At 47.9% G+C, this 20,945-nt stretch carries 27 protein-coding genes and 1 riboswitch; of the genes, 9 read left to right on the forward strand and 18 right to left on the reverse strand.

Annotated features, from left to right (window positions below):
- Window positions 1-51 precede the first annotated feature (51 nt).
- Window positions 52-142, reverse strand: a riboswitch (glycine riboswitch).
- A gap of 218 nt (window positions 143-360) precedes the next feature.
- On the forward strand, window positions 361-2,064 hold the full coding sequence (locus P9687_RS14470) for a DEAD/DEAH box helicase (protein WP_168986040.1): 1,704 nt from the start codon (window positions 361-363) through the stop codon (window positions 2,062-2,064).
- Complete coding sequence (locus P9687_RS14475) at window positions 2,033-2,824, forward strand: YqhG family protein (protein ID WP_014098030.1); 792 nt, start codon at window positions 2,033-2,035, stop codon at window positions 2,822-2,824. Before P9687_RS14470 ends, P9687_RS14475 begins: the two co-directional genes overlap by 32 nt.
- Before the next feature lie 32 nt (window positions 2,825-2,856).
- Here the strand turns inward: P9687_RS14475 and P9687_RS14480 are convergent, their stop codons facing one another.
- The 9 genes from P9687_RS14480 to comGA all read right to left on the reverse strand — a co-directional run bounded on the left by P9687_RS14480 (window position 2,857) and on the right by comGA (window position 7,590).
- Window positions 2,857-3,033 (reverse strand): YqzE family protein, encoded by a 177-nt coding sequence (locus tag P9687_RS14480; protein WP_014098029.1) that lies wholly within the window; start codon window positions 3,031-3,033, stop codon window positions 2,857-2,859.
- Complete coding sequence (locus P9687_RS14485) at window positions 3,020-3,577, reverse strand: shikimate kinase (RefSeq protein WP_014098028.1); 558 nt, start codon at window positions 3,575-3,577, stop codon at window positions 3,020-3,022. Before P9687_RS14485 ends, P9687_RS14480 begins: the two co-directional genes overlap by 14 nt.
- Window positions 3,574-3,942 (reverse strand): competence type IV pilus minor pilin ComGG, encoded by a 369-nt coding sequence (gene comGG, locus P9687_RS14490; RefSeq protein WP_014098027.1) that lies wholly within the window; start codon window positions 3,940-3,942, stop codon window positions 3,574-3,576. The genes P9687_RS14485 and comGG overlap by 4 nt, the downstream gene beginning before the upstream one ends.
- Window positions 3,939-4,424 carry a competence type IV pilus minor pilin ComGF gene (comGF, locus tag P9687_RS14495; RefSeq protein WP_168986041.1) on the reverse strand — a complete coding sequence of 162 codons (486 nt, stop codon included), beginning with the start codon at window positions 4,422-4,424 and terminating at the stop codon, window positions 3,939-3,941. The genes comGG and comGF overlap by 4 nt, the downstream gene beginning before the upstream one ends.
- Window positions 4,387-4,695: a type II secretion system protein gene (locus P9687_RS14500; protein ID WP_168986042.1), complete on the reverse strand. Its 309-nt coding sequence runs from the start codon at window positions 4,693-4,695 to the stop codon at window positions 4,387-4,389. The genes comGF and P9687_RS14500 overlap by 38 nt, the downstream gene beginning before the upstream one ends.
- Window positions 4,682-5,125, reverse strand: a complete 444-nt coding sequence (comGD, locus tag P9687_RS14505; protein WP_014098024.1) for a competence type IV pilus minor pilin ComGD — start codon at window positions 5,123-5,125, stop codon at window positions 4,682-4,684. Before comGD ends, P9687_RS14500 begins: the two co-directional genes overlap by 14 nt.
- Window positions 5,122-5,433 carry a competence type IV pilus major pilin ComGC gene (gene comGC / locus P9687_RS14510; protein WP_014098023.1) on the reverse strand — a complete coding sequence of 104 codons (312 nt, stop codon included), beginning with the start codon at window positions 5,431-5,433 and terminating at the stop codon, window positions 5,122-5,124. Before comGC ends, comGD begins: the two co-directional genes overlap by 4 nt.
- A gap of 68 nt (window positions 5,434-5,501) precedes the next feature.
- Complete coding sequence (gene comGB, locus P9687_RS14515; RefSeq protein WP_026683240.1) at window positions 5,502-6,464, reverse strand: competence type IV pilus assembly protein ComGB; 963 nt, start codon at window positions 6,462-6,464, stop codon at window positions 5,502-5,504.
- Window position 6,465: 1 nt separating this feature from the next.
- Window positions 6,466-7,590, reverse strand: coding sequence for a competence type IV pilus ATPase ComGA (gene comGA / locus P9687_RS14520; RefSeq protein WP_168986043.1), 1,125 nt, complete (start codon window positions 7,588-7,590; stop codon window positions 6,466-6,468).
- 194 nt (window positions 7,591-7,784) lie between these two features.
- Here comGA and P9687_RS14525 point away from each other — a divergent pair, with 194 nt between their 5' ends.
- Both P9687_RS14525 and P9687_RS14530 read left to right on the forward strand, forming a co-directional pair.
- Window positions 7,785-8,492 carry a helix-turn-helix transcriptional regulator gene (locus tag P9687_RS14525; RefSeq protein WP_014098020.1) on the forward strand — a complete coding sequence of 236 codons (708 nt, stop codon included), beginning with the start codon at window positions 7,785-7,787 and terminating at the stop codon, window positions 8,490-8,492.
- 77 nt (window positions 8,493-8,569) lie between these two features.
- The gene (locus P9687_RS14530; protein ID WP_014098019.1) at window positions 8,570-8,812 is read left to right on the forward strand and encodes a DUF2626 domain-containing protein; all 243 of its coding nucleotides are present in this window, start codon (window positions 8,570-8,572) and stop codon (window positions 8,810-8,812) included.
- Window positions 8,813-8,880: 68 nt separating this feature from the next.
- On the opposite strand, the gene P9687_RS14535 is transcribed toward P9687_RS14530, so the two are convergent.
- On the reverse strand, window positions 8,881-9,510 hold the full coding sequence (locus tag P9687_RS14535) for an MBL fold metallo-hydrolase (RefSeq protein ID WP_035187941.1): 630 nt from the start codon (window positions 9,508-9,510) through the stop codon (window positions 8,881-8,883).
- Window positions 9,511-9,639: 129 nt separating this feature from the next.
- Here P9687_RS14535 and P9687_RS14540 point away from each other — a divergent pair, with 129 nt between their 5' ends.
- The gene (locus P9687_RS14540; RefSeq protein WP_014098017.1) at window positions 9,640-9,813 is read left to right on the forward strand and encodes a DUF2759 domain-containing protein; all 174 of its coding nucleotides are present in this window, start codon (window positions 9,640-9,642) and stop codon (window positions 9,811-9,813) included.
- Window positions 9,814-10,117: 304 nt separating this feature from the next.
- Here the strand turns inward: P9687_RS14540 and P9687_RS14545 are convergent, their stop codons facing one another.
- From P9687_RS14545 to rpmG, 5 genes are all read right to left on the reverse strand, one after another.
- Complete coding sequence (locus P9687_RS14545) at window positions 10,118-11,086, reverse strand: ROK family glucokinase (RefSeq protein WP_014098016.1); 969 nt, start codon at window positions 11,084-11,086, stop codon at window positions 10,118-10,120.
- The gene (locus tag P9687_RS14550) at window positions 11,079-11,300 is read right to left on the reverse strand and encodes a YqgQ family protein (RefSeq protein ID WP_013859652.1); all 222 of its coding nucleotides are present in this window, start codon (window positions 11,298-11,300) and stop codon (window positions 11,079-11,081) included. The genes P9687_RS14545 and P9687_RS14550 overlap by 8 nt, the downstream gene beginning before the upstream one ends.
- Before the next feature lie 281 nt (window positions 11,301-11,581).
- A complete protein-coding gene (locus tag P9687_RS14555) occupies window positions 11,582-12,736 on the reverse strand; it encodes a rhomboid family intramembrane serine protease (RefSeq protein ID WP_017550537.1) in 1,155 nt (384 codons plus the stop codon).
- A 100-nt stretch (window positions 12,737-12,836) separates the two neighbouring features.
- On the reverse strand, window positions 12,837-13,013 hold the full coding sequence (locus P9687_RS14560) for a hypothetical protein (protein WP_168986044.1): 177 nt from the start codon (window positions 13,011-13,013) through the stop codon (window positions 12,837-12,839).
- Window positions 13,014-13,233: 220 nt separating this feature from the next.
- Window positions 13,234-13,383 (reverse strand): 50S ribosomal protein L33, encoded by a 150-nt coding sequence (gene rpmG, locus P9687_RS14565; RefSeq protein ID WP_014098013.1) that lies wholly within the window; start codon window positions 13,381-13,383, stop codon window positions 13,234-13,236.
- A 273-nt stretch (window positions 13,384-13,656) separates the two neighbouring features.
- Between rpmG and P9687_RS14570 the strand changes: the two genes are divergently transcribed.
- Complete coding sequence (locus P9687_RS14570) at window positions 13,657-14,013, forward strand: hypothetical protein (RefSeq protein WP_035187939.1); 357 nt, start codon at window positions 13,657-13,659, stop codon at window positions 14,011-14,013.
- A 46-nt stretch (window positions 14,014-14,059) separates the two neighbouring features.
- Here P9687_RS14570 and P9687_RS14575 read toward each other — a convergent pair whose 3' ends face one another.
- The 3 genes from P9687_RS14575 to sodA form a co-directional block, all read right to left on the reverse strand.
- The gene (locus tag P9687_RS14575; RefSeq protein ID WP_035187937.1) at window positions 14,060-16,237 is read right to left on the reverse strand and encodes a peptidoglycan D,D-transpeptidase FtsI family protein; all 2,178 of its coding nucleotides are present in this window, start codon (window positions 16,235-16,237) and stop codon (window positions 14,060-14,062) included.
- A 102-nt stretch (window positions 16,238-16,339) separates the two neighbouring features.
- Complete coding sequence (locus tag P9687_RS14580) at window positions 16,340-17,554, reverse strand: MFS transporter (protein WP_035187935.1); 1,215 nt, start codon at window positions 17,552-17,554, stop codon at window positions 16,340-16,342.
- A gap of 122 nt (window positions 17,555-17,676) precedes the next feature.
- Window positions 17,677-18,285, reverse strand: a complete 609-nt coding sequence (sodA, locus tag P9687_RS14585; protein WP_014098009.1) for a superoxide dismutase SodA — start codon at window positions 18,283-18,285, stop codon at window positions 17,677-17,679.
- Between the two features lie 182 nt (window positions 18,286-18,467).
- Here sodA and P9687_RS14590 point away from each other — a divergent pair, with 182 nt between their 5' ends.
- The 3 genes from P9687_RS14590 (at window position 18,468) to P9687_RS14600 (ending at window position 20,725) form a co-directional block, all read left to right on the forward strand.
- Entirely contained in the window at window positions 18,468-18,800 is a 333-nt protein-coding gene (locus P9687_RS14590; RefSeq protein ID WP_014098008.1) for a hypothetical protein, read from the forward strand.
- Between the two features lie 107 nt (window positions 18,801-18,907).
- Window positions 18,908-20,008: a flavodoxin-dependent (E)-4-hydroxy-3-methylbut-2-enyl-diphosphate synthase gene (gene ispG / locus P9687_RS14595; RefSeq protein ID WP_128890997.1), complete on the forward strand. Its 1,101-nt coding sequence runs from the start codon at window positions 18,908-18,910 to the stop codon at window positions 20,006-20,008.
- A gap of 123 nt (window positions 20,009-20,131) precedes the next feature.
- Window positions 20,132-20,725, forward strand: a complete 594-nt coding sequence (locus P9687_RS14600) for a 5' nucleotidase, NT5C type (protein WP_014098006.1) — start codon at window positions 20,132-20,134, stop codon at window positions 20,723-20,725.
- The last annotated feature ends 220 nt before the right edge of the window (window positions 20,726-20,945 follow it).

Genomic DNA, 20,945 nt, shown 5'->3' on the forward strand with positions numbered 1-20,945 from the left:
ACGGTTTTCCCCTTTGGTGGCTTCCCGAAAAGAAGCGCTCTCCAGAGATGCGTCAAATTAAGAGTCTTTTTGCCTGAGAGATTCACGTTTCCGCTTGCTCCGTCGGCGCTGCAAAAAATGCAGTCTCTCCTCTTATTCTCATCCGCCAATATTCAGTTCAAAATCGGGCATACTAAAGTTAAAATGCCTGATGCAGGCTGTTCGATACGATTTTTCCCTGTAAACCCTGTAAAAACTCTTGATCAGTTTCATCGTATCATGACACCATTCTGAAAATCAATTGAATTTTTTAAAATAAAAAGCGGCTGTAAGAAATCGAAAACGATGATCGGGGACGATTGGAAAAGGAGTGCAGGCAGCATGGAAGTCAACATTGAATTTGACCGCTCATGGGAAACGGGATTGATGGAACGCTATCAGGACGACGGGCCGTGGGGAAAATGGGAACTTTATAAGCTTGCAGTGGAAATGGAAAAACGGCTGGTCATTCCTGAATTTGAAGGATTGCAGGCGCCAAAGCATCTGGCCAATGTCAAACCGCTTGCGCACCAGCTGGAGGTTGCCCGCCAGGTCGTTGAAAAAATGAACGGCAAAGCCATTTTGGCGGATGAAGTCGGGCTTGGAAAAACGATTGAAGCCGGCCTTATTTTAAAAGAATATATGATTCGCGGGCTAGCAAAAAAAGTGCTCATTTTAGTTCCGGCGTCGCTCGTATCGCAATGGGTCGCGGAACTGAACAGCAAATTCCATATCCCCGCTGTCGGGCAAAAGAAAAGTTATATGTGGGAGCAGTATGACTGTGTTGTCTCTTCCATTGACACCGCAAAAAGAAGCCCGCACCGTGACATCATTTACAAGCAGCAGTATGACATGATTATTATTGACGAGGCGCATAAGTTAAAAAATCCGAATACAAAAAATTACGCCTTTGTTCAAGGCTTAAAGAAGAAATTCTGCCTGCTTTTGACGGCAACACCGATTCAAAACCGGATCGATGAAATCTTCCACCTTGTCTCCCTTTTAAAGCCAGGCCATTTAGGCAGCGAATCGAATTTCAGCAAAAAATATAAAAAAGGGGACAGGCAGGTGAAGGAAGACGAACATTTGCGGGAGCTGGTCAGCAAAGTGATGATCCGGAACCGGCGCACAAACACCGGGGTGGAATGGACAAAACGGCGCGTTGAAACGGTGCTGATTGACTTCAGTAAAGAAGAGCGCGAACTGTATGACGCGCTGCAAACGATCCGCAGAGGCAGCGAATCGTACAGCCGCGCCGGCTTTTCGCTGTTGACGCTGCAGCGCGAGGCGTGTTCGAGCCGGGAAGCCGTTTTTGTAACCTTAAAAAACCTGCTGAAAAAAACGGAGCAGCCCTCGCCCGTTTTAGAAGAAACCGTTGCTGCGCTGATCCAGAAAATTGAAGCGGTAAAAACCAATTCAAAAGCGGAAAAAGCGCTCGAGCTGATCCAAAACATTGATGATAAAGTGATTATTTTTACGGAATACCGGGCAACACAGCTTTACCTGCAATGGTTTTTAAAACAACACGGCATTTCATCCGTCCCGTTCCGCGGCGGCTTTAAGCGCGGCAAAAAAGACTGGATGCGGAAGCTGTTTGAAAACCACGCCCAGGTGCTCATTGCGACAGAAGCGGGCGGTGAAGGGATCAACCTGCAATTTTGCCACCATATGATCAATTTTGACCTGCCGTGGAACCCGATGCGGCTCGAGCAAAGGATCGGGCGCGTCCACCGCCTCGGCCAGGAAAAGGACGTGCATATTTACAACTTTGCGACCAAAAATACGGTTGAAGAACATATTCTGAAACTGTTGTACGAAAAAATCCATTTGTTTGAGCGGGTGATCGGGGAACTCGATGAAATTCTGACCCGGCTCGAATTCGGAAAACTGGAAGACCATCTGCTGGATGTCTTCCAAAACTCGCAATCAGAAGGCGAAATGAACATCAAAATGGAAAATCTCACCCAAATGATCGAATTTGCGGAAGCGATACGGAAAGAGGAGGGGCATGCGGATGCTGCAGGAAGAAATACATCAATATCTTGAACGCTTTTTTGAAGCAAACGGCGCTGTATTGGTTGAAAACCGCCCCGGCTGGATGACGGTGCAATTAACCATTGAACTCGATAAAGCGTTAATGAACCGGCCGTTTTACTGGTCCTATCTTGAAAAAACAGGCGGCATCCCGAATCCGATGACCGTCACGTTCATTACGGACCGGGAAAAAGCACCGGATACGGTGAAAGGAGAGCCGGTCCATTTTGGAAGCCCCCGCCTGAACCAGATTTTCGAGACGGCAAAGCAGTTTTCCCGCTATATCCGCCTGTTTGAAGACGTCCATCCCGGGCAGAAACAGGTGCCGCTTTACCCTTGGCTTGGGATGAATGTTAAAATTTCGTACCGCTGTGATTTAAAAAAAGATGTGTTCCGTTCGATCGGGTTGAATTTGATCCACGGCACAATGGCTGAAAATTTTCAGGACTTGTTGGAGCAGCGGACGCTGGCGCCGAAAATTCCGGATTATTGTTTTACCCTGACGCCGATCATCATGCTAAAAAGCGCCGTCAAAAGGATTGAACATTATATCCGGCAGGGCCTGGCGAAAGAGCCGCATCATTGGGCGGAAGAAGCGGTAAAACGGTGGCACCAGGATCTCGCGCTGTTGGACCATTTTTACGAAGATATGGAAGAGTGCCCGGAATCGTATGAAATTGAAAAACAGGCGCTAAAGGAACAGTATGAGCCGAAAATTACCGTTCATGTCCTAAACGGTGGCCTCTTTTATTTAAAAGATGCGTTTATATAAGCAGGCAGCCCGCAAAAAAGGCTGCCTGCTTTCTACTGTTTTCTTTTGAAAAAGAGGAAAAAATAAGGGAGGATACCGAACCATCTTTCGGCAAAAGGCGGCATCTCTTCCTTTTTCTCGTTCCGCTTTTTCTGCCGCTCGCTTTTTGGCGTGCTCACATGCTGCATCCATGTTTGTGTCAGCAATTTGACATAATCATTTGTCGACATTGGCGCCACCGTCCTTACAGGCGCCAGTATACCCGAAAGCTTCCGTTTTTATGCGGCCGGAAATTTCCGCAACAATTTCCGCCACCGATTTTCCCGTCGTATCAATAACCAAATCGGCACAAGAAAGGTAAAACGGCCGCCTTTTTTTATAAAGGGAGATGATCTCCTCCTTTGTCCTTCCTGCTGCAACAGGTCTTGAGGGGTCATTTTGAATGCGTGAAACCAATATTTCCGGATCGCAATCCAGAAAAACCGTCACGCCGTCTCGTTTTAATAGACAGACGTTTTCTTCCCGCATGACAATTCCCCCGCCTGTCATGATCACCCCTGCAAGCGATGTGGCCCGTTTCAGCATCTCTGTTTCTTTCCGGCGAAAATAGGCTTCTCCTTTTACAGCGAAAATGGCAGCGGGCGGCATTCCTTCCTCTTCTTCAATCCAGCGGTCCAAGTCCGTCGCCCTACTTCCCAAGAGCGAGGCGAGCGCATGGCCGACAGTCGTTTTTCCGGCACCCATAAACCCGGTCAAATAGATCCTTTTGTTCATCGTTCCTCCCATTGAAACACCTTTTTTTCTGTCTGATTATATCGTATCGTACTTTTAAACGGTTCACCACTCTCATTTTCCGCAGTTAAAGAAATCACTGCAGTATCTCCGTCCTGTTTGATACTGTAAGACACCTTTCCGTCTGAAAAACGGAGTTCCCCCGGGCTTTTGTCGCCTTTTTCCAATTTTTGCGCCGCCTCCCTAATGGCGAAAAGCGACATGGTATTCCGCAAATAATATTCCTTCACCAGCACGGCATATTTCTTTTCGCCGAGATAAATGTCCGTTCCCGAAATGACCATACTGCATGCGGCAAGCGCCAAAAACAGCACCACTGGCAAAATAAACCCTTTTTGCCTGTTCATCGGGCAACGCCTTCCGATTGGCCGGGATCAACCGCATGGCGGGAAAGAAAGGTCATTTCCGCTGTTCTTTCCGCGCCATTCGGATAAACGGCGGCCACTTTGACCCCGTTTCCTGTTGCCGCAAATTGGATGGACTGCACATTTTGAAGCACAATTTGATGCCCTTCACCGTCCACTCTCCGCCGCAGACTGTTCTGGTATGGTTCATACGTAACCGTCCTTCCTGCCTCGTTCAGTTTCAAAGTATTTTGGGCTGCCTGGCACGAGGTGCTTATCCGGATTTCTTTACGCAACTGCATGAGAAAAAGATTCCACTCTTCATCTTCTTCCGGCCGGAATGCTTCCCCGGCTGTCCCGAATGTTTTCACTGCCAGGGGAAAAAGTGAGAACAAGGAAGTGACGAGAAGCAGTACGCACACGCTTTCAAGCAGCGTAAAGCCTTTTTCATTGCTGGAGCAAAACGCAAGTCGTGTTTTGTTCATGTTTGACACATGCCTTTCTGCCATTGTCTTTGATTTGAAATGTCCATGTGGCCCCGCCCGCCTTTTTTTCTTTTTCAACGACTTTTCCGGTAAAAGTCCATTCCTCCGTTTTTTCGTATAAAAAACGGGCTGCCTCCATCTCTTGTTTTGCCTCTTTGATTTGACCAAGCATATGGAGAAACGGCGGGAATAAGCAGGCCGCCATCAGGCAAAATACGGCAAACGCAGCGATGACTTCCGGAAAAGTAAAGCCCCGTTCATTCTTCGACATAAAACCGCCCGCTTCCAATATGCGTAACCAGCTTGATTTGTTCTTGGCCGGACTGGAAATAGAGCGTGCCGAACTGGGTGACATTCCCGTCCGGCCCAATTGCATAGGAATGAAAGCTGCCGTTTTCGAACATTTTGATGCCTTCCGGAAGCCTTCTTTTTATAATCGTCGCATTTTTCCTCGCTTCGAAAATGGAGTACATATTGTTCTGGCGGAAAAATTGGACGTATACATTCGTCTGGCGGGAAATCGCGTCCGTTTGCGCCAGATACAAATCATTTTCAAGCTGGTTAATGAACATTTTTTTGACGATCGTATGTTTCACCGGCTTAAAACCGGCAAACGCAAGGGCGGTGATCACGGATACAATCAACAAAACAACGAGCATTTCCGGAAAGGTAAAACCGGCTTCATTTTTTGGCCGTTTCACTTTGCAACCTCCGTTACTTTCCCGTCCGCCCCGATGTTCACTCCGTTTCCATTCGGGCAGCTCGTTTTCGATACATAGCCGCCGTCTTTTAACTGGTTGATAGATGACGGATATTCATTGTGGTCCATTTCATACGCCTGCACCTGTCCCTGCACCATCGCAATGAACGCATCGCAGCCTTTATTATTGATCGCATCGGTATGCTTGGAAATGTTCGGAATCATCAAAAACAAGAGAACCGTAATGACGAGCAAAACAATCAGCATTTCGATCAGCGTAAACCCTTTTTCATTTTTGATAAAAGACATGGGCAATTTCTCCTTTCTTTTTTTAGGGGGAAGGCTTGAAGCCCCGCCATCCGGCACGCCTTCCCCGGTTAAACCGCGTCAATCATCTGGAACATCGGCAGCATGATCGACAAATAAATGGCGACCAAAAAGAAACCGATGAAAATAAACACAACCGGTTGAATCAGCCCGAACAGGCTTTGGATTTTCTCTTCCATTCTTTTCAAGCTAATTTGGCTGTAATAATAGAGCTCCTGATCAAGGCGCCCGTTTTTCTCCCCGTGGCGGACCAAAATGACCAGCTGTGGCTCGATAAACGGGACAGAAGCCAGGGCCCGGGAGAACGTCTCACCAGCAAGCAGTTTTTCGCGCAAATATTTTGCAGTATCGCGCCAAAGCGGCTTAAAATTTTGCGATTCCATGACATGCAAAATTTCATAGACGGAAAAACCGCTTTTCAGCATAAAGCTCCATTCTCTTGCCAAAAACTGGCTGTAATAGCTGGTATAGTAAAAGCGGGATACCGGCAGCCGCGAAAGCCACGCCGCCTGCCTCAGCGGTTTTTTTCGTTTAAAATAGAGAAAAAAGAGTGTGAAAAATAGGAAGAGAAAAATACTTGAAACCAGGATAACATGCGGGGCCTGTTCCATGATAGTAAGGAACAGCCGGAGATTTCGCGAAGGTTTGTAGTCCATTGCGACATACATATGTTCAAATTGCGGCAGCAGCACGTTTCTCACAAAAGCCGTGGCGATAAACAGCGCGGCTGCCAATATGAGCGGATAACGGATCAGTTTCCAAAAGGCAAGGGCATCCTCATGTTTTTTCAATAAGTAGGCGCCCGCCTCTTTAAGGGCAGCAACCATCTCCCCGTGCCGTCCGGCAAAATAAATTTGCATGCATGCATTGGCATCAAACCGGTGTTTCAGCAGCACGTCATGGAGCGGTGTTCCGTTTTGCAGCTGTTTGTTCATGGAACGCGCATCCAGTTCGCCGTCCACATGCCCGAGAAAATCGATAGCATCTGCAATTGGAAATCCGTTTTCGAGCATTTCACCGACCCGGGTAAGAAAGCGCCCCTGCAGTTTGAGGCTTATCCGCTTCTTCCTCTTCGGCAATCCAGCGGTGATACTCTTCTTCAGAAATGTATCCAAGCACAATCCCCTTTCTGAGCCATTCTTTCAGTGTCGGATAATGATAGTAGACCTGTTCCCCCTTTGCTTCTTTCAGCACTCGCTGCAAATTTTTCCCGTACAGCAGCTCATATACCGCGGTTTGCCGCTTTTCTCGGCTGCGTGGGCAATCTTGCGAATCATGCGGACAGCGGATCCCACCGCATACCGGGCATCGCAATGTAATCAGCCGCTGTGCGCTGACTGCGAGCAAAGTCTGCTCCATTTCGTGGATGCTCACCCCAAATTCCATCAGCCTGTAAATCGCGCCCTTTGCGTCACGCGTATGCAATGTCGTCAGCACGAGGTGGCCGGTGAGTGATGCGCGGATCGCAATTCTTGCTGTTTCGGCATCACGGATTTCCCCCACCAGAATAATATCCGGATCATGGCGCAAAATCGCTTTCAGCCCTGTGCTGTAAGTAAAACCTGCTTTTTCATTTACCTGCACCTGCAAAAACGAATCGCTTTGTTTTTCAACAGGATCTTCCAGTGTAATCACATTCCGTAAAAACCGTTTTGCGCAGTGCTCAACAAGCGTATACATCGTCGTAGACTTGCCGCTGCCGGTTGGGCCGCTGAAAATCAGCATGCCATGCGAATGGTTGAGCAGCGCCATTAATTTTTTTGTGCTCGATGGAAAAAGTGAAATTTGGCTGAGCTGGAATTTTTCTTCATGGGGCAAGATCCGAATGACGAGGCTCTCTTTGGAAAGAGAGGTTGGCAGCGTCGAAATCCTTAAGGAGATCGTCTGCTGCAAAACGTTCATGGCGAACGACCCGCTTTGGGGTTTCCGTTTTTCACTGATATCCATGGAAGACATAAATTTCAAATGGGATATCAGCCTTTCCCCGGCTTTCGCGGAAAGGTTGCGGTGGGGGTACAGCCTTCCGTACTGCCGGAACTGGACATGGTAATGCTTTTCTTTCGGAACGATATGGACATCGGTCACATTGTTTTTTACCGCCTGTCCGATCAAAAGTTCCGCAATTTTTTCAACTGACATAAACCATCACATACCACCTTTCTTTTTGGGATATTCTCTCATTTCGACACGGCTTTCAAAATTCCTGCTTTAAAACAAAAATTTTTTCGCTATTTTTTCTCTTAGCGACAAAAAAGTGTGTGATTTTTGTCACAAATTTTGGCGTTGTTATCATTTATAATATAAATAGGATAAAAAATATAGAGGTGTTTCATATGGAACCAACATTAAAAGTGATCAATGCCCTTTCTGACCCGACCCGCTACTCGATTTACCAATTTGTACTGAAGAAACGGAGCGAAGTATCCGTCCAGGAAGTGGCCAATGAATTTCATATTCATCCGAATGTGGCAAGGCTCCATTTGTCCAAGCTCGAAGATGTTAAGGTGATTTCATCTGAACTGAACAAAACCGGGAAAGGCGGGCGCCCGGCAAGGCTGTATAAAAGCTCTGAACAAGTGGTAGAACTCTCCTTCCCGCACCGTGAATACAAATTGCTGTCCAACATTTTGCTTGAAGCAATCAACAAAATGAAACTGGCAGATGCAGGCCTTTTGAAAGATATCGGCCGGGAGTACGGAAAACGGATCATCGAAAACATCTTAAAAAACATGAATAAAACAAAAGACCAGCTGACATTTAACGAAAAATTATCTGTGCTCGCAAGCGTGTCCACCGTGGACGGATATTGCATCGAAACGCTGGAAACAACAGACAAGAACGAACTCGATTACCATGTATACAACTGTCCGTTCCGGGAATTAATCCATCACTCGGCGGATGTTTGCGAGATGCATGTCGCCTATATTCACGGGTTGTTTGAGGCACTGTTTGACGATTTCGACATCAACCAGCAGGAAACGATGCTCCATGATTGCAGCGAATGCATTTATCATGTGAAAGTTGCTAAAGTTGCGAATTAAGCACCGGTTGTGTTTACACCCCTTCTTTATTCCTTTATAATAAAACTTGATGGACATAAAAAGAAGGGGTGGTTCATTTGGATCGTATGTACCGCGTACTGGGTTTCTGGACTGGTGTAATGGCCGTCATGTTTTTTCTCGGCGGCATGAAAGAAACCGCTTTATTGTTTCTAGCCCAGACCGGTTTCTTTGTGCTTGTCAGCTACTTGAAACTGTCCGAACGCATGTATATGTACATCTTTGGGGCGTATTTAACGATTTTCTTCGCCGGCTTTACGTACTACACCACGTTTATACTCACACCCGGCTTCGGCGAATAACCTGTTCCTCTTAAAATCTGCTTGCTTTTTTCTTGCACTAAAAAAACCGGCAGCGCATGCCGGTTTTTTTATCCCTCCAAAAACGGGTTGGAGTCTTTTTCCGCCCCGATCGTTGTCTGCGGCCCGTGTCCCGGGAGCACGATCGTGTCCGGATGCAAAACCAATAATTTTGTATGAATGCTTTCCAGCAAAACGCCGTGATTCCCACCCGGTAGATCAGTCCGTCCGATGCTGCCGGAAAAAAGGGCGTCCCCTGAAAAAACAATGTTGTGTTCAGGCAGCCAGTACGAAACACTGCCCGGTGAATGGCCCGGTGTTTCCAGCACGTGAAGCGAAAAAGCGCCGATTTTCAATATGTCTTCCCCGGTGATCAGCTTTTCCGCCCCGCGCGCGCTGATTTCTCCCATCCCGAAAAAATAGGACCCGTTTTGCCCGGGATCCCCAAGCCACATCTCTTCCTTTTGATGGACATAGGCCGGGATCTTGTACGCATCCCGCACTGCATCAAGAGCACCAATATGGTCAAAATGGGCATGCGTTAAAAGCACCGCGTGCGGTTTCAGCCCATTTTCCCCGATAAAAGCATGCAGTCTGTGAAATTCAGCCCCGGGGTCAAAAATCAAACAGTCTTTTTCCTCGTTCCACAGGATATAGCAATTCGTCTGAATGGGCCCGACCGGCAATTGTTTCCATTTCATTCGTATCCCTCCTGTCCTATTGTATCATGTTTTCATCCGCAAAAAATGCCTGTTCATTTACTCGACAAATCACCAGACTGGTTGTAAAATAAAGATAATTGAATGCCTTTTCATTATAAGGGGGATGTCATGGGTACAGTCATTATTTTCAGTCTCGTCTCCATTCTGTCACTGATTGGTTTCATTACTGCGGCCAAAAACAAAAATATCCTCGGATTTATTTTCGGTATCATTTCTTTTGCCCTTTTCGGCTGGTTTGCCATCATGACCGTCATCCATTCGGGCTACCCGACCTTTACTTAATGCTTAAAAAAGCGGCGTCATGCCGCTTTTTTGCATCTTTGCATCACCAAAAACCGAAGCAAGTTCCCGTAATTCAATTTGTCTTAAAGCTTAGTGCGCGCTAGCACACAAGTTTGCAACAGGCTGCCCGTCTCTAGATGATTCAGTCCAAAAAAACCATTTCTTTTTCTCTGCAGCATAAAGACTTGCGCAAAACGGCCATACCGCCCTTGTAGTACGGAGGCTGGAAAAAAACTCCTCTTTTCAGATATCGCTGTTTCTCGTATGGCAAAATCAGCGCGTATCATGAAAGAGGGAGCTTTCCTTATATTTTATTTAACGCCAACCACGCTGCCCCGAGCACGCCAGCATCGTTTCCCAATGTGGCAAGTTCCAGTTTTGTCGATTTGCCGACCGTGTTGAACGCGTATTTCAAAAAATAAGCGCGCACTGGGTTTAAGAGCGTTTCGCCTGCTTTTGACACCCCGCCCCCTAACACGATTTTTTCCGGATTTAACGTATTTGCCACACTTGCCAGCGCAAGCCCGAGGTATTTTGCCGTTTCGTCCACAATTTCACAGGAAAGGGCATCGCCCGCTTTCGCAAAATCAAACACATCTTTAGCGGTTACCGAGCCGCTTTGGGCATACAAATCTTTTAACGGAGACGCGCTGCTAAATGCAGCCAGTTTCGCCATGGCTGTCCTGACCACGCCTGTTGCAGAAGCGACCGTTTCAAGGCAGCCGGTTTTCCCGCAGTTACACTTTGCCCCGCCTTCCGGAATAACGGTAATATGGCCAATTTCGCCTGCCGCCCCTTTTACACCGTGGACGATGTCGCCGCCTGTAATGATGCCGCCGCCGACACCGGTGCCAAGCGTAACGAAGACCATTTCCCCGGAACCTTTCCCGGCACCCTTCCACATTTCACCGAGTGCCGCAACGTTTGCATCATTATCGATCACCACTTTTAACCCCGTCCATTTTTGCAATGTCCCGGCAGCCGGATAATGCTGTGCCCAGCCGATATTGACGGTTTCATAGATCACGCCGGCTTCCATATCAACCGGTCCCGGTACGCCGAGGCCGATCCCTGTGATATCTTTTTTCTCCCGCTTTACCCGGGCCAATTCGTCCTCAATCGATTTTGCGATATTCGGAAGGATCGCTTCCCCCTGGTTAGCCGTCACAGTCGGGATCTCCCATCTGTGTAAAATATCGCCTGCTTCATTCACAAATGCCAGTTTTGTGGTGGTGCCCCCCAAATCAATGCCAATGATCCATTTCTCAGCCATTTCGCTCACCCTCAATTTTTTTCTCTTTTTCCAACCGTTTTTCCTGCCTGATGATCAACAGGGCGGTTTCGTATTCGCGGTTTTCCAGCACCCTTGCCTGGTACAATTGTCTCAGTTCCAATTCCATCAGCTCGAGATCGGCAAGCCGGTCCCCGATATAGACAATAATGCCGAATTTTTTCAAAAGCTGCTGCACATCATAAAGCGTTCTCATTTCGACCCAGCTTTCGTTTGATAAAAATCTGTTCCAAAGAAAAGTATAGTCGATTGTGCAGCTTCTAACAAGCATCAAATTGCGGCAATTTGCCGGATCATTTGGCCGCTCGGCATGGAAGTGCACTGTGAAACCATGCCCGGAGCATTTTTTGAAGAATGGCCGTGACAACCCGCGGTCTCAAAGAGGGAATTTTTTATCCCGGCAGAATTCGTCCCCCGAAAGGCCCGCGCTTGCACGCCAAAGAAGCGGGCCGGAACCGAAACGGGGGGCATACTTTATTAGACGCCGCGCAGGCCCATATAAACGAGGAAAGCGGCAAGAAGAAGAGCCGGAAGCTGTACACCGATGCGCTTCCGTTTCGGAAAGTGGACGATGCATGCTGCGAGAAAACCGCCGAAAAGCCCGCCAAGATGCCCGAAATTGTCAATGCCGGAAACGGAGAAGCCGAAAACGAGATTAATGATGATGAGCGTAATGACACTCGATCCCATTGTCCGGAAAAAAAGATCGCGGTAAGCCGTCCCGATGTAAAGCAAAGCGCCAAACAAGCCAAAAATCGCACCGCTTGCGCCGGCAGAAAGGCTTGGCGAAAACAGGAAGCTGGCCAGGCAGCCTGTAAACCCGGCGAACAAATAAATCAGGGCAAAACGCGCCTTACCGTAAATCCGTTCGACAAGCGGCCCGATGTAATATAAAGAGAGCGAATTCATAAAAAGGTGCATGATCCCGATGTGAATAAAAACCGGCGTAATCAGCCGCCAATATTGCCCTTCCATAATCAGCGGGTTGTACTTGGCGCCGAAACGAATCAGGTTTTGCGTATTCTGCGTCCCGCCGGTAAGCGACATGATAATAAACACGGCAATCTGTACGGCCAGAAAGACGTATGTAAAAAACGGCCTGCCCGCATCAAACAGCTGCCGTTCCTCCTCTTCCCGTTGCGCCTCGGCTGCGAACACCATCCGCTGTAATGCATAGGGGTCCCCACCCATGGTTTCGGGCGCAATCGCAAGCCGGCCTTCCGTAAACTGACGCAGCTTGCTGATCCCGGGATCAGGATTCTCCCCTTCAATCAATACGCTGTGGAGTTCCGTTTTTCCGCCATTAATATGCATCGGTTCATCCAAATAAATTTCATAATCGTCAACCGGCGCATACGCACTCACATAAATATTGAGTACGCGCGGAGCAAGCCGTCTTATTTGTTTGCATAAATCTTCAGCCTGTGCGCAACAATCACGGATGTCGCGGTACAACCAGTTGCCCCAGTCGATGTCATACCGCAAAAGGCGCACAAGCGGCAAATTCTTCTTTTTTGGATTGGCAAGCCACATTTCATCCCGGTTTTCACTCAAAAACATGATCCGGTACTCATTTTCCACGACAAAATGGCGGCTGATTGCCCAAAACAAAACATCTGCCCTGCTGTTCACGATTTCCCCTGCCTTTTTCCATCCATTTTATCCTAACTATATCGAAAAAAAGAGCGGAGTGTAAAGCGTTTGGCCTTTTACACCCGCCCTTTTTTCGCCGTTATTGAAAAATCTGGCCCATGACGCGTGACCGCAATCCGGGAATCCGCATTGCTGCCGTGACCGCCAATTTTCTCGCAGGGCCGTACCCAAATACAGTGTTTAATACTCGGTAACGGTTCCGGTAAGCTGCTGAAAACAGAAGCAGTACCGCCATCCACTTCAGCCATCTGTTCATGGCGATTCCTCCCCCAAAAAAATTTTCCGCAACTCATTTCTATTTTTCCTGCCGGGAGAAAAATTATCCGCTATATAAAATGAACGAAACATCGCTACTTTGTTGCCGGCTGCAAAAAGAAACCTATGCAAATGGATGACCTTGTTTCAATGTAAAAACTTCAATTCATTTTATATGTAAGTCCCGGCAAAAGAAAAAACAGCAGGAAAACGCCTGCTGTTTACTTTGTTTCGCGATGTACGGTTGCACGTTTGTCCCGCGGGCAATATTTTTTCAATTCAATACGGTCCGGGGTCGTACGTTTATTTTTCGTTGTAATATAGTTACGCTCACCGCATTCCGTGCAAGCCAGTGTAATGTTTACACGCATGTTTCATCCCTCCATCTTTCTCAATCGATCGTGCATACGACTTATCTATCATAGCATTTTTCACGGACGATTGCCAGTATGTTTTTTCGGGCAAAACCGTTCTTCCCGCCGGCTGCCGGTATAGGTGAAATTTTCACTTGAATGGGGGCAAGTCCGCCGCTCCCCCTTTTCTTGCACGATTTCGCCCCCTCTTGCCAGAAAGGCGGTACACTTCACCGGAAAATCGTGATATAACTAACAATAGTACTTTGCAATGAAAAAGGAGAGAAATGGATGGTTATGACGCTGATGGTGTTACTGGCGCTTTCTGTGGTATTGTTTCTTATTTCGTTTTTCCGCCAGGACCGCGTGCATCTGGTAGAACAGGAACTGGAAGATTTGTCTTTAAAATTTTTCCAGGAAACGTACCAGATCAAAAAAAGATTACAGACGCTCGAAGAAGAATTCATGGCGCCTGGAGCCGACCCGCTTCTTCCGGATTCGGCCTGCGAAAGGATGCCGGTCAATGAAATTGTAAAAAACCAGGTGCTCGCTTTGTTCCGGCAAGGTCTTTCATTCGAACAGATTGCAAGGCAGTCCGCCCTCCCTGTAAACGAAGTGAAGCGCATCATTACGGGTGCCATGGAATAGAAAACGGATAGCGGGAAACCCCGTTATCCGTTTTTGATCGCAGCCATTAGTTCGAACCGCCTGCCCCGTTTTCGGCTGTTGGTACGGCCGTGTTGGCAGCATGGCTTTCTTCTTTTTTCTTCAGGTTAAAATAAGCTTTAAACACACGGTTCGCAATCTTTAAATTTGTGTGCGGGTCGGATGCGCCTCCCATGTAAGACCATGGCACAACAACCGAAATGGCAATTTCCGGGTGATTGTAAGGCGCATAACCGACAAAGGTGGAATTCCATGCATCTGACCAAATGGAAGGATGTGCCCTTCCGGCCGCATCGTATTTTTCCACCAGTTCACCGCCATAAACAGCCTGTGCCGTCCCGGTTTTCCCTGCCACTTTCAGACTGGAATCAATCCGCCCGTAAGCTGTTCCGTGGGGAACGTTCACCACGTTATAAAAACCTTGTTTGACGCGGTTGATGTATGACTCCTTCATATCCACACGGTTTAAGACCGTCGTGCCGATTTCTTTTTCGACAGGCCCGAGTGTCTTGCCGTCCGGGCTCGGTTCACGGATTTCCTTCGCAATATGCGGCTGCACGCGATAACCGCCGTTTGCAATCGTGGAAACATACTGGCAGAGCTGAAGCGCAGTATACGTGTCAAACTGCCCGATCCCAAAGTCGAGCACGTTCCCGCTGTTCGGCGGGACTTCCGTTTGATAGCCGCCGACTTCACCCGGAAGGTCGATACCGGTTTTAACACCTAGCCCGAATTGGGCAAAATATTTGCGCAATGTCCGGATCGTTTTCATTTTGTCAATATTAAGCGAGCCATTCGGTACATAATTATGCTGCCCGCCGATCGCCATGACCGTCCGGAACATATATACGTTCGATGAAACCTGCAGGGCCCTTAAGTCGTTAATCGCACCAAAACCAGACGTCACCCACGATTTTTTCACAGGGGTGCTGGCGAAATGGAGCGGCTGGTCGACAAATACACTCCCGGGCGAAATGGCCCCGGTCTGGTACCCGGTCAAAACAGTCGCACCTTTCACTGCAGAACCCGAAGGATAAGCAGTTGTCATATTCCCGAGTGCAAAGTCCTTGATTTTCGCAGCCCCGTTTTTTGTGACCACCTGTTTGCCGGCCATTGTCAGCACTTCGCCGGTATTCGGGTTCATAACGGTGACAAAGGCACGGTCAACAAGCGGATTGCTTGCGCGGGCCGCTTTGATTTCATCGGTAATAATTTTTTCAACTTCTCTTTGCAGGTCAATGTCAACAGACAAAACAAGGTCGCTGCCCGGCTTCCCTTTGCTAATCACTTTTGAAGAGATGACATTTCCTTTTTTATCCTGCTTCGCTTCTACTTTTTCTTTTTCGCCGTTCAAGACATCTTCATACTGCTGTTCAATATAACTTTTCCCGACACGGTCATTGCGGCTGTATCCGCGGGCCGTGTAGTACTGTTCCTTGTCGGCAGGCAGACCTTCTTTTTCGGTTGTCACATCGCCGAGGATTGACCCCAAAACCGAATCGTTGCTGTTCGCCTCTTTGAACACATAGTTCCGCTCCCAGTCGGTTGTAATATCTACGCCCGGCAGCGCTGAAAGATTCTCGCTCACAGTCGCATACTCTTTATTCGTCACGTCCGTGTTTTTGATAATTTGCGGGGACAGCACATAGCCGGCCGACATTTTGCTGTAGATCGCGAGCACATTGAGATCATCCCGCGACAGTGAATCCAGATCCTGTTTCGTAATCCGATTCAGCTGCAACTTGTATATTTTGTCGCTGTCGTTGTCGAGCTTTGCCTGTTCCGCTTTGGAAACGAGCTGTTTTGCCGCTTTCGGATGGGTTAGGATCCAAAAGTCTTTTTTATCCCGATCCGTCAGCCGTTTCACATCAGCATCCGGCACTTTGATGATTTCCCCGAGTTTCCTTGCCACTGTCAGCATTTTCCCGCTGTCGTCCGCCTGGGTCCTCGTATATGTGATCGCCTTCAGCGCTTTATTGCCCACAATCACTTTATAGTTCCGGTCAAGAATTCTACCTCTTGGAACAGAAGTATGGATCGTCTTGTCTTCCGTCTGTTCAAGTTCTTTTTTGTAATCCTGGCCGTAGACAATCTGCACGATGCCCAGACGCACGACTAAGACCGAAAAAAGCACAAAAACAGCAAAGAACAGCATATTCATTCTAAATGGAATATGCGACCGCTTTTTTCGCTTCTTTTTCTTCAACCTTTTTCTGCTCCTCCCTTCGCCATCGGCTATACATTCCATTTTAGCGAAAAAGTGCGGACATGGCTATAAAAAATACCGCCATTTTTGGAAACGGCGGCCCTACATATTCCCAATCCGAATATTCCTTGTAAAAAGCGAAATGCATAAATGTCCTGCCCCAATCACAAGCATCAGCACGCGGATGCTTATCTGGCTGTTGAAAAAAGTGACAGCCGCAATGAAAAGCAAAATCGAAACGACTCTGCCAGCATTGGTAAATATTTCAAGCACGACAACATATTCAATCCGCGCTTCCGCTGCTTTCCATGCCCTACCGATCACATCGTATGTCATCGAATTATACGGGACAAGCAGAAGCGGGTAAGCAATCGCAATCGTTGCGGCATAAAGCAGCATTCTCGGATAGGTGACTTCAAAAATAAACAAAAACACGGCCGCATACAGAAGCAGCCCGCCCAAAAAAATGGAGCGCTGGCGATGCTTGATTTTAATATAACGGGCAACGAGCGTGTACCCGAGAAACTGCAGGCAGGAATTGATCAGCCCGAACGTGCCAAGAGAAAGCTCGCTCCCCGTGGAAAGGAACACAAAAACGGAAATCATAAACACAAACGTGCCATCCCTTAAACCTTGGACAAAATGGGCGCTTGTAATCCGTTTCCAATTCGGGTTGCGATGCCGTTCCTTTACGATTTGCTTAAACAAATAACGGCCGTGTGCAGGTCGTGGTGCAATAAAAAAACTGAGGACGACGGCAAGGGCAAACAGGATGAGAGAGAGCGCAAAAACGACCGTATAGCCGCTTTTCCCAATCGCTGAAATGATCAGACCGGCGGCAAACGGCCCGGCCATGCCGCCGATGGATCCGAATGCCCCCATAAAGCCGTTAAAAAAATCCCTCGTCTCGGGCTCCGTAATTTCAAACGTCAGCACGTTATAGGCGAGCCAGTAAAAGCCATAGCCGATCCCGAGCAGCCCGCCAAGCAAAACGATAAAATCGCCGGCATGCCCCCGCGAAAACAGCACGCTTAAATAAAACAGTGCCAAAAAGGCAACCCCGATCCTGAACACCATGACCCTGTCCACTTTTTTCGCCCATCTTCCCGCGATGATAAAAGTAAGCGGCTGCAGGATAACAACCGATAAATTATATACTGCCAGATCTATGTACTTCCCTGTCTGCTTCCATAAATATATGTTAACGAAAGAATTGGACAGCGAAACGCTTAGAGAATAAAGCCCGCCGATCGCAAGTAGCAGCAGCAGATCTTTTGACAGTTCTATATCTCCGAACCATTTTTGCACACGTTTCATAAATCAAAACTCCCCCCATTCCCCTATATTGTTTTGAAAAACGGGGGCGTTTATGCACGAGCGCATGCAAAAAGGGCGTGCACGCAAATGGCGCGGCACGCCCTTTTTTAAATGGATCGCGATTATTTCGCTGCTTCGTACAGTTTTTCCACTTCGTCCCAGTTCACGACATTCCAGAATGCAGAAATGTATTCCGGACGGCGGTTTTGGTATTTCAAGTAGTAAGCATGTTCCCAAACATCAAGGCCAAGAATTGGTTTTTTGCCTTCGGAAAGCGGGTTGTCTTGGTTCGGGGTGCTTGTAATTTCAAGCTCGCCATTATTGACAACAAGCCATGCCCAGCCGGAACCGAAACGACCCGCTGCAGCCGCTGCAAATTGTTCTTTGAATTTTTCAAAGCTGCCGAATTTGCTGTTGATCGCGTCAAGCAGTGCGCCTTTCGGTTCGCCACCGCCATTTGGCGAAAGCAACGTCCAGAACAACGAGTGGTTGGCATGTCCCCCGCCATTGTTGCGAACCGCTGTACGGATTTCTTCCGGAACCGCATTCAAATCCGAAATTAAGTCCTCAACGGATTTGGAAGCAAGGTCGTCATGGCCTTCCAACGCTTTGTTCAAATTGGTGACATAAGTATTATGGTGCTTCGTATGGTGGATGTTCATCGTTTCCTTGTCAATATAAGGCTCCAGGGCATCATACGCATACGGCAATTGCGGTAAAGTGTACGTCATATCTTTATTCCTCCTTTATGTAGTGTTTTGAACCGAAAAGATTCAAAGATTTGTCATATTTAATGTACCAAAACCGATTGATAAATGGCAAATTTTTCGCCTGCATTTTTGAGAATCATCCCGGGTTCTAATTACAGCATACCGGCATATACTGGTAGCACTCATAAAAGGAGGGAATGTCCATGTTGAAAAAAATATTTGCGCTCTTTATCGTTGCCCTTATCTCTTACAGCATCTACTACGATCTCCACGCAGGCACAATCCCGACGAATGCTAAAGAAACAACCGAAAAAAACGTTGCCATACAACCTGAAACAACCCACGGTCCGTATGTCACAGCCAAGGTCCATTCCGGTGACACGGTGCTTACGATTGTCAAAAAAATATCAGGCGGGACGGCGCCTTCGATTGAAAAAGTGATCCGCGATTTCAGCAAACTAAACGGCGGAATTGCACCGGAAGACATCCAAATTGGACAAACGTACCGGTTTCCCATTTACGGCGAATCCCGGTAAAAACCGGAGTATGGCTTGTCAATCGGGGCAGTAAATTGGTAAAATGTAAGTTGGTAAAATGTTTATGGACTGATAGATCATTAAAGGAGCGAATATCCTTGGGTGAGATCATACACCGTACAAAAACGCGCCCTGTCAAGGTAGGTAACTTGACGATCGGGGGCAGCAATGAATTATTCATTCAAAGTATGACGACGACGAAAACACATGATGTCGATGCAACTGTCCGCCAGATTGAGCGGCTTGAAGAAGCAGGCTGCCAGATCGTGCGCGTTGCCGTCCCGGATGAACGGGCGGCAAGGGCTATTCCCGACATAAAAAAAAGAATCCATATCCCGCTTGTCGCGGATATCCACTTTGATTACCGGCTTGCGTTAATCGCAATTGAAGGCGGCGTCGATAAAATCCGGATTAACCCGGGTAATATCGGCAAGCGCGAAAAAGTCGAAGCGGTCGTGAAAGCGGCAAAAGAGCGCGGCATTCCGATCCGGATCGGCGTCAATGCTGGAAGCCTTGAAAAACCAATTTTGCAAAAATACGGATACCCGACAGCAGACGGCATGGTCGAAAGCGCCCTGCACCATATCCGGATTCTGGAAGACCTGGATTTTCACGACATTATCGTTTCGATGAAAGCCTCGGATGTCCGCCTTGCCATCGAAGCGTACGAGAAAGCGGCCCGGACATTTGACTACCCGCTCCATCTCGGTATTACTGAATCCGGGACGCTGTTTTCCGGCACCATCAAAAGTGCCGCCGGGATTGGGACGCTTTTAAATATGGGAATCGGCAACACGCTCCGCATTTCTTTAAGCGCCGACCCGGTGGAAGAAGTGAAAGTCGCGCGTGAACTGCTGAAAATATTCGGGCTTTCCTCCAATGCCCCGACGCTCGTTTCATGCCCGACTTGCGGCCGGATTGCGATCGATTTAATCAGCATTGCAAACGAAGTCGAAGAATATTTACAGACCATAAAAGCGCCGATTAAAGTTTCCGTCCTCGGCTGCGCCGTCAACGGCCCCGGTGAAGCAAGAGAAGCGGATATTGGGATCGCCGGTGCACGCGGGGAAGGCCTCCTGTTCCGCAAAGGGAAAATCATACGGAAAGTGCCGGAAGATAAAATGGTAGAAGAATTGAAAAAAGAAATCGACATGCTTGCCGAAGCGTATTACCAAAAACAGGCCGCGCAAAACGTGAACCCCGTCTGACCGAAACACCGGCGTAAAACAAGCCGGTGTTTCTTCATGCGCGGCAACTTTTATCTTCCAGGCCTGGCCCGGACAACAGGCGGCACGACCGCTTCACATTCAAAACGGAAAAGGAGGCGCACCATGGTGAAAAAATACCGTTTCGGCATTGACATTGACGGGACTGTGACAGATCCTGAAACGCTTATTCCGTTCATTAACGATGCCTTTCACATTGACCTGAAATATGAAGACTTAACGAAGTATGAGATCACAGATGTCGTCGATATTCCTGCCGGGACATTTGCCGACTGGTTTATCCGCTCGGAGCCTGTGATCTATGCAAAATCCCCGGTTGCAAAAGGGGCAAAAGAAGTGTTAAACAAATGGGCAGACCGGTTTGAGCTGTATTTTATCAGCGCACGCGCATCCTATCTCCTTGATGTGACCAAAAACTGGTTTACAAAACAACAGCTGAAATACCATCATATCGAGCTGATCGGCACGCATCACAAAGTGGAAACCGCAAAAAAGTACAACGTTGATTTGTTTTTGGAAGACAAACATGACAATGCGGCCGCCATTGCACAAACCCTTGGCATCCCCGTCCTTCTGTTTGACACCCCATACAACCGGGATCCCGTCCCGGACAATGTATACCGGGTGAAAAATTGGAAAGAAGCGGATGACTGGGTCAGACGCTGGATCACCCAGTCCAGCCGCTCCGCACGCGATTAAGGGCTTATCCGGGTTTCTGTAAGGGACAGGCTGGGTTGCGGATAGCTTTTTGCGGTGACCCGCGTGCCTGCGCCCGGGTTATTTTTCCCGGAAGGCGTCTTGAAAAATATCCAAAATCATAAAATGAACTTCAGTTTTTCGCGCCAACATCTACTACGATCAGGATCGATATGGATTCTGGCAACACATTCGTTCAACTTATAATCGAGTAGGAGGCTAA

The organism is Weizmannia sp. CD-2023, from assembly GCF_036225245.1.
GTDB lineage: Bacteria > Bacillota > Bacilli > Bacillales > Bacillaceae_C > Weizmannia > Weizmannia faecalis.

What these genes read in the sequence shown, in the direction of transcription:
- P9687_RS14470 (WP_168986040.1), top strand. Translation starts at nt 361, where the DNA reads ATGGAAGTCAACATTGAATTTGACCGCTCATGGGAAACGGGATTGATG.
- P9687_RS14475 (WP_014098030.1), top strand. Translation starts at nt 2,033, where the DNA reads ATGCTGCAGGAAGAAATACATCAATATCTTGAACGCTTTTTTGAAGCA.
- P9687_RS14480 (WP_014098029.1), bottom strand. Translation starts at nt 3,033, where the DNA reads ATGTCGACAAATGATTATGTCAAATTGCTGACACAAACATGGATGCAG.
- P9687_RS14485 (WP_014098028.1), bottom strand. Translation starts at nt 3,577, where the DNA reads ATGAACAAAAGGATCTATTTGACCGGGTTTATGGGTGCCGGAAAAACG.
- comGG (WP_014098027.1), bottom strand. Translation starts at nt 3,942, where the DNA reads ATGAACAGGCAAAAAGGGTTTATTTTGCCAGTGGTGCTGTTTTTGGCG.
- comGF (WP_168986041.1), bottom strand. Translation starts at nt 4,424, where the DNA reads ATGAACAAAACACGACTTGCGTTTTGCTCCAGCAATGAAAAAGGCTTT.
- P9687_RS14500 (WP_168986042.1), bottom strand. Translation starts at nt 4,695, where the DNA reads ATGTCGAAGAATGAACGGGGCTTTACTTTTCCGGAAGTCATCGCTGCG.
- comGC (WP_014098023.1), bottom strand. Translation starts at nt 5,433, where the DNA reads ATGTCTTTTATCAAAAATGAAAAAGGGTTTACGCTGATCGAAATGCTG.
- comGB (WP_026683240.1), bottom strand. Translation starts at nt 6,464, where the DNA reads ATGCTCGAAAACGGATTTCCAATTGCAGATGCTATCGATTTTCTCGGG.
- comGA (WP_168986043.1), bottom strand. Translation starts at nt 7,590, where the DNA reads ATGTCAGTTGAAAAAATTGCGGAACTTTTGATCGGACAGGCGGTAAAA.
- P9687_RS14525 (WP_014098020.1), top strand. Translation starts at nt 7,785, where the DNA reads ATGGAACCAACATTAAAAGTGATCAATGCCCTTTCTGACCCGACCCGC.
- P9687_RS14535 (WP_035187941.1), bottom strand. Translation starts at nt 9,510, where the DNA reads ATGAAATGGAAACAATTGCCGGTCGGGCCCATTCAGACGAATTGCTAT.
- P9687_RS14540 (WP_014098017.1), top strand. Translation starts at nt 9,640, where the DNA reads ATGGGTACAGTCATTATTTTCAGTCTCGTCTCCATTCTGTCACTGATT.
- P9687_RS14545 (WP_014098016.1), bottom strand. Translation starts at nt 11,086, where the DNA reads ATGGCTGAGAAATGGATCATTGGCATTGATTTGGGGGGCACCACCACA.
- P9687_RS14550 (WP_013859652.1), bottom strand. Translation starts at nt 11,300, where the DNA reads ATGAGAACGCTTTATGATGTGCAGCAGCTTTTGAAAAAATTCGGCATT.
- P9687_RS14560 (WP_168986044.1), bottom strand. Translation starts at nt 13,013, where the DNA reads ATGAACAGATGGCTGAAGTGGATGGCGGTACTGCTTCTGTTTTCAGCA.
- rpmG (WP_014098013.1), bottom strand. Translation starts at nt 13,383, where the DNA reads ATGCGTGTAAACATTACACTGGCTTGCACGGAATGCGGTGAGCGTAAC.
- P9687_RS14570 (WP_035187939.1), top strand. Translation starts at nt 13,657, where the DNA reads ATGGTTATGACGCTGATGGTGTTACTGGCGCTTTCTGTGGTATTGTTT.
- P9687_RS14580 (WP_035187935.1), bottom strand. Translation starts at nt 17,554, where the DNA reads ATGAAACGTGTGCAAAAATGGTTCGGAGATATAGAACTGTCAAAAGAT.
- sodA (WP_014098009.1), bottom strand. Translation starts at nt 18,285, where the DNA reads ATGACGTACACTTTACCGCAATTGCCGTATGCGTATGATGCCCTGGAG.
- P9687_RS14590 (WP_014098008.1), top strand. Translation starts at nt 18,468, where the DNA reads ATGTTGAAAAAAATATTTGCGCTCTTTATCGTTGCCCTTATCTCTTAC.
- P9687_RS14600 (WP_014098006.1), top strand. Translation starts at nt 20,132, where the DNA reads ATGGTGAAAAAATACCGTTTCGGCATTGACATTGACGGGACTGTGACA.